The organism is Pseudomonas sp. EGD-AK9, from assembly GCF_000465935.2.
Lineage (GTDB): Bacteria > Pseudomonadota > Gammaproteobacteria > Pseudomonadales > Pseudomonadaceae > Aquipseudomonas.
Genome location: NZ_AVOF01000215.1, coordinates 1 through 5,603, shown reverse-complemented (window position 1 = coordinate 5,603; position 5,603 = coordinate 1). Strand labels below are relative to the sequence as shown.

The following is a 5,603-nucleotide window of genomic DNA, read 5'->3' as shown; positions in this document are numbered from 1 at the left end:
CAGCACGACGTCGGCGCCCTGGGCAAGGCGGAAAGCGGCCTGCGCGCCGGCCTCGGCCAGCTCTTCGCGCTGGCCGAGAACTACCCGGAGCTCAAGGCCAACGACAGCTTCCAGCACCTGCAGCAGCGCATCAGCGGCCTGGAGAACGGCATCGCCGACCGCCGCGAGCTGTACAACGAGGCGGTCAATCTCAACAACGTGCGCATCGAGCAGTTCCCCGACGTGATCCTGGCCCGCCTGTTTGCCTTCCAGGCCGCCGAGCTGCTGGTGTTCAGCGACGCCGAGAAGGCCGACGTCGACCTCAAATCGCTGTTCAGCTGAGGCGATGGAAGGCGATATCGGCGGCCTGCTGGTCGCCCTGGGATTCAGCCTGGGCGCCTGCCTGGGCGGTGGCTGGTGGTGTCTGCGGCGCTGGTCGCAGGCGCGCCATCTGTTGGACACGCCAACCTCGAAGATCCGCTCGGCGGCGCAGGGCTATGTCGAACTCTACGGCGTGCTGGAGGAGCTGCCCGAGGCGGCGGTGCGCGGCCCGCTGACCGGTAAACCCTGCCTGTGGTGGCGCTTTCGCATCGAGGAGTACAAATCCAGCGGCAAGAAGCGCAGCTGGCGGGTGATCGAGAGCGGCAGCAGCGATGCCTGGCTGCGCCTGGTCGACGGCACCGGCGAATGCCTGATCGACCCGCGCGGCGCCGAGGTGCGCCCGCTGGTGCGCGAGGTCTGGCAGGGCAACCTGCGTCACCCGCTGGGGCCGGCGAAGACCGGGCTGCTGGGCTTTCTCAGCAGCGGCAAGCGTTACCGCTACTGCGAGGAGCGTTTTCACGTCGGCCAGCCGCTCTATGCCATCGGCGATTTCCGCACCACCGGCGGCGGCCAGCAGGGCCTCGACCTGCACGGCGCGCAGGGCCAGGTGATCCGCGAGTGGAAGGGCGACTATGCCGGGCTGCTGCAGCGTTTCGACAGCGACGGCAACGGCGAGCTGGACGAGCGCGAGTGGGGCCGCGTGCGCCTGGCCGCGCAGCTGGAGGCGGAGCACAGGCACCGGCGTAGCAGCGCCGAGCCGGCGCGGCACAAGATGGCCAAACCGGGCGAGGCGCGTCCCTTCATCCTTGCCAATGCCGGCGAAGACGAGTTGGCCCGCGGCTTCTACTGGCAGGCCGCGGCCGGCGCGGCGCTGTGCCTGGTCGGCGCTTTAGCCACCGCCTGGCTGCTGGGCGTGCGGCATTTCTGAGGCCTAGGGCGGCGAGCCCGCCATCGAGGTGGGCTTGCCCCTTTAAAGCGTGGCGGGGTTACCGGCGGCGGCGCTGAGGCGGCGGGCCTGCTTGAGGAACAGGGTCAGTTCGCGCGCCGGCAGCGGCTTGCTGTACAGGTAGCCCTGCCCCTCGTGGCAGCCTTGGGCGATGATGTAGGCCTCCTGCTCGGCGGTCTCCACGCCCTCGGCGATCACCTGCATGCCCAGGCTCTTGCCGAGCTGGATGATGGCGCGAACGATGGTGGCGTCGTCCTCGTCTTCCAGCAGATCCTGGACGAAGCTCTTGTCGATCTTGATCTTGTCCAGCGGCAGGCTCTTCAGATAGCTCAGCGAGGAGTAGCCGGTACCGAAGTCGTCAATGGCGATCAAGGCGCCGGAGCGGCGCAGGCTGAGCAGGTGCTGGGCGGCGGTGCTGATGTCTTCCATCAGGCCGGTCTCGGTGACTTCCAACTCCAGGCTCTTGGCCGGCAGGCGGTAGACCTGCATCAGGTTGTTGACCACTCGCGGCAGCTCGGCGTGGTGCAGTTGCACGGTGGACAGGTTGATGGCCATGCGCAGGTCGCTGAAACCCTGGTCGTGCCACTCGCGCAGCTGGCGACAGGTCTGGTCGAGCACCCATTCGCCGATGGGGATGATGGTGCCGTTCTGTTCGGCCAGCGGGATGAACAGGTCCGGCGCGACGAAGCCGTGTTGCGGGTGCTGCCAGCGCAGCAGCGCCTCGACGCCGACCACGCGGTGGTCGCGGTAGTCCACCTGCGGCTGGTAGACCAGGTGCAGCTGGTTCTGCGCCAGCGCCTCGCGCAGGTCCTTTTCCAGTTCGCGGCGGCGGCGCATCTCGCTGTCGACGCTGGCGATATAGAACTGGTAGCGGTTGCGCGAGCGGCTCTTGGCCAGGGTCATGGTCTGTTCGGCCTTCTGCAGCAGCTTCTCGGTGCTGTCGCCGTCCTCGGGGAACAGGGTGATGCCGATGGTGGCGCGCAGGTGCACTTCCTGCTGGTCGAGGAGGAACGGCTGCTCCAGGTCGTCGAGCACGCTCTGCGCCAGCTCGGCGGCCTCGTAGGGTTGTTCTATATCGGCCTGAACCAGGGCGAACTGGTCGCCGCCGAGGCGGGCCAGCGCGCCGAGGCGGCCGCTGTGGCTGCGCAGGCGATCGGACAGCGCCAGCAGCAGCTGGTCGCCGCTCTGGTAGCTGAACTGCTCGTTGATGCCCTTGAAGTCGTCCAGGCCGACGCACAGCACGGCGACGCGGCGTTGCAGGCGGCCGGCGTCCTCGAGGATCTGGTCGAGCTGCTGCTGCAGCTGCTGGCGATTGGGCAGACCGGTGAGGAAGTCGTACTGGGCCATGCGCAGCAGGCTGTTCTCCGCCTCGCGGCGCAGGTGGGTGTTGCGCTCGATGGAGGCCAGCAGCTGGTTGGCGGTGTTGATCCACAGGCCCAGCTCGTTCTTCTCGTTGCCCCTGAGCATGGGCAGCTTGTGTTCGCTGGGGCGGTCGGGGTTGATGTGGGTCAGGTGCTCGATGATCTTCGACAGTGGCTTGGTCAGCAGCCAGTGGTAGACCAGGTACAGCACCAGGCCCATGGCCAGGGCGCGCAGCACGCCGGAGATGAAGATGATCACCGAGTTGGTGACGAAGCTCTGGCCGTAGGGCGCGGTATCCAGGGTGATGTTGAGGTCGCCGTAGTATTCGCTGTAGGGCCCGCGACCGACCAGCTTGGTGGAGAAGTGCTGATCCTGGCCGAGGATCGGGTCGGTCATCCAGCGCGTCGGCAGCTGGGTCAGCTCGCGGGATTTCTCCGCCAGCATGGGTTCGTTGGGGTGGCCGATGCTGGCGTAGCGCACCGATTCGTGCTGGAACAGACCCTCGATGACCTGCATGCCCATCTCGCGATCCAGGCTGTACACCGCCTGGGTCGAGGGGTCGCGGAACATGCCGAGGATGCGCTGGGCGTCGTTGGCCACTGCCTGGCGGGTCTTGTAAGCGTCGAAGACGATCTGCGCGCAGCTTAAAACCACCCCGACTGCCAGCGCCGAGAGCAGCACCACGCGGAGCAACTTGAGTGACAGGCTGTTCTTCAGTTCCAGCTTCAAAGGCGATTCCTTGTTCTGTGCGCCCAGCGTCAGTCGGATCAGAGTATTGGCAATCTCGCCCTGGCCGTCAAAGGGCCATCATGCGGGCCAGCAGTTTTTTCTCGACGGCGCGCAGCCTGCCGGTGCAGCAGGCGTCTAGCACTGTGTCGGTGCGCCGGCTGCGGACTTGAGCGCCGTTCGCCGCGGCGAAAACGAAAAACCCGGCCGAGGCCGGGTTTTTCGTTACGGGGCTTGAACTCAGGCCGCGTAGTTCTGGGCGACGAAGTCCCAGTTGACCAGGTTCCAGAACGCCTCGACGTACTTCGGACGCAGGTTGCGGTAGTCGATGTAGTAGGCGTGTTCCCAGACGTCGCAGGTCAGCAGCGGGGTGTCGCCGCTGGTCAGCGGGCAGCCGGCGCCGATGGTGCTGGCCAGGGCCAGGGAGCCGTCGGCCTTCTTCACCAGCCAGCCCCAGCCGGAACCGAAGGTACCGATGGAAACCTTGCTGAACTCTTCCTTGAACTTGTCGAAGGAACCGAAGGCGGCGTTGATGGCGTCGGCCAGGGCGCCGGTCGGCTGACCGCCGCCGTTGGGCGACAGGCAGTTCCAGTAGAAGGTGTGGTTCCAGATCTGCGCGGCGTTATTGAAGATGCCGCCCGAGGAGGTCTTGACGATCTCTTCCAGGGTCTTGCCTTCGAACTCGGTGCCCGGCACCAGGTTGTTCAGGTTCACCACGTAGGTGTTGTGGTGCTTGCCGTGGTGGTATTCCAGGGTCTCGGCGGAAATGTGCGGCTCGAGGGCGTTCTTTTCGTAAGGCAGCGGCGGCAATTCGAAAGCCATGGTCTATCTCCTACTCAGGTCGTGTGCGGTATGCGCATGGGCCGATCACGGGCGGCCGGAACAGCAGGCGCGGGTGGCCTGCAAGCGGCGGGAATTTCCACTCCTTGCGCCGCAGACCGGGGATCATAGCACCGCCCCCCGGGCATAACCACGCAGCAACTGTGTGGAAAAGCCGGTGCCAGGGCCCTGTGCCGCGCTTCTGTCAGCGCTTGGCCTGGGTCGAGCGTAGCGGTACCCGGGGCTCGCCTGGTGGACAAGGCTTCGCCATGTTCCCCCTACAGCGCACCGGCTTTCTTCCAGGCCAGGTAGTTGCTGACCAGTTCGGGGCCCAGCTCGCCAGGGCGGGCGTCGAGCACCGGCACGTCGTGGGCGGCCAGGCGTTCGTGCAGGTCGGCGCGGGCGTTGAGGTAATCCAGGGTGCCGCAGTAGGCCAGGGCCTGCTCGAACTGCTGCACCGGCTCCTGGCGCAGGCGATCGAGCACTTCCTCGCGCAGGCTGGCGATCAGCACGCGGTGCTGGCGCGACAGGCGCTTGACCGCGGCGAGCAGCTCCTGGTCGTCCTCGTCGCGCAGGTTGGTCACCAGCACCACCAGGGCGCGGCGGCGCTGGCGGGCGAGCAGGGCGTCGGCGGCAGCGGCGAAATCGGCCGGCTGCTGGCTGGCGTGCAGGTCGTAGACGGCATTGAGCAGCACGTTGAGCTGGGCCGGGCCCTTGACCGGCGCCAGGTAGCGCGGCTGGTCGCCGGCGAAGGTGGTCAGGCCCACCGCGTCGCCCTGGCGCAGCGCCACGTAGCTGAGCAGCAGGCAGGCGTTGAGGGCGTGGTCGAAGTGTGACAGCTCGTCGTCCTGGCTGCGCATGCGCCGTCCGCAGTCGAGCAGGAAGACAATCTGCTGGTCGCGCTCGTCCTGGTATTCGCGGGCGATGGGGGTGCGCTTGCGCGCGGTGGCCTTCCAGTCGATCTGGCGCAGGCTGTCGCCGTCGCGGAATTCGCGCAGCTGGTGGAACTCCAGGCCGAGGCCGCGACGCGGGCGCTGGCGCACGCCGAGCTGACTGAGCCAGTCGTCCACCGCCTTCAGCTGAGCGCCATAAAGGCGGGCGAAGTCGGGGTAGACGCGGCTCTCGCCGGGCAACGCCAGCAGGCGCCTGGCCTGCCACAGGCGCAGTGGGCTGGGCAGCGTCAGCTCGCAGTGCCGGAAGTGGAAGTGTCCGCGTACCAGCGGCTTGAGGCGGTAGGCGAAGCGCGTCTGCTGGCCGGGGCGCAGGGCGATGCGCTGCGGCAGGTGTTCGAAGGCCATGCCCGCCGGCACATGGTCGAACGCCTCGACCTCCAGGCCCTGGGCGTAATCGTGGTGGGCGGTCAGTTGCACTTCGCTCCAGCGCCCCAGCGGCAGGTTGCCCGGCAGCGCGCGTTCGAGGCGCGGCGAGGGCAGGCGACGCAGCCACAGCG

General features: G+C 67.4%; 5 protein-coding genes. 2 read left to right on the top strand and 3 right to left on the bottom strand.

The window, feature by feature from the left end:
- Both N878_RS11275 and N878_RS11270 read left to right on the top strand, forming a co-directional pair.
- Positions 1–321: LemA family protein (locus N878_RS11275; protein WP_021443760.1), on the top strand; the 321-nt coding region annotated here is incomplete at its 5' end.
- Positions 322–325: 4 nt separating this feature from the next.
- On the top strand, positions 326–1,228 hold the full coding sequence (locus N878_RS11270) for a GIDE domain-containing protein (RefSeq protein WP_021443759.1): 903 nt from the start codon (positions 326–328) through the stop codon (positions 1,226–1,228).
- Positions 1,229–1,270: 42 nt separating this feature from the next.
- Here N878_RS11270 and N878_RS11265 read toward each other — a convergent pair whose 3' ends face one another.
- The 3 genes from N878_RS11265 to N878_RS11255 all read right to left on the bottom strand — a co-directional run.
- Positions 1,271–3,337 (bottom strand): bifunctional diguanylate cyclase/phosphodiesterase, encoded by a 2,067-nt coding sequence (locus N878_RS11265; protein ID WP_021443758.1) that lies wholly within the window; start codon positions 3,335–3,337, stop codon positions 1,271–1,273.
- Between the two features lie 237 nt (positions 3,338–3,574).
- On the bottom strand, positions 3,575–4,156 hold the full coding sequence (sodB, locus tag N878_RS11260) for a superoxide dismutase [Fe] (protein ID WP_021443757.1): 582 nt from the start codon (positions 4,154–4,156) through the stop codon (positions 3,575–3,577).
- Positions 4,157–4,431: 275 nt separating this feature from the next.
- The coding region (locus tag N878_RS11255; protein WP_021443756.1) for a DUF58 domain-containing protein at positions 4,432–5,603 on the bottom strand (1,172 nt) is incomplete at its 5' end.

What these genes read in the sequence shown, in the direction of transcription:
- N878_RS11270 (WP_021443759.1), top strand. Translation starts at nt 326, where the DNA reads ATGGAAGGCGATATCGGCGGCCTGCTGGTCGCCCTGGGATTCAGCCTG.
- sodB (WP_021443757.1), bottom strand. Translation starts at nt 4,156, where the DNA reads ATGGCTTTCGAATTGCCGCCGCTGCCTTACGAAAAGAACGCCCTCGAG.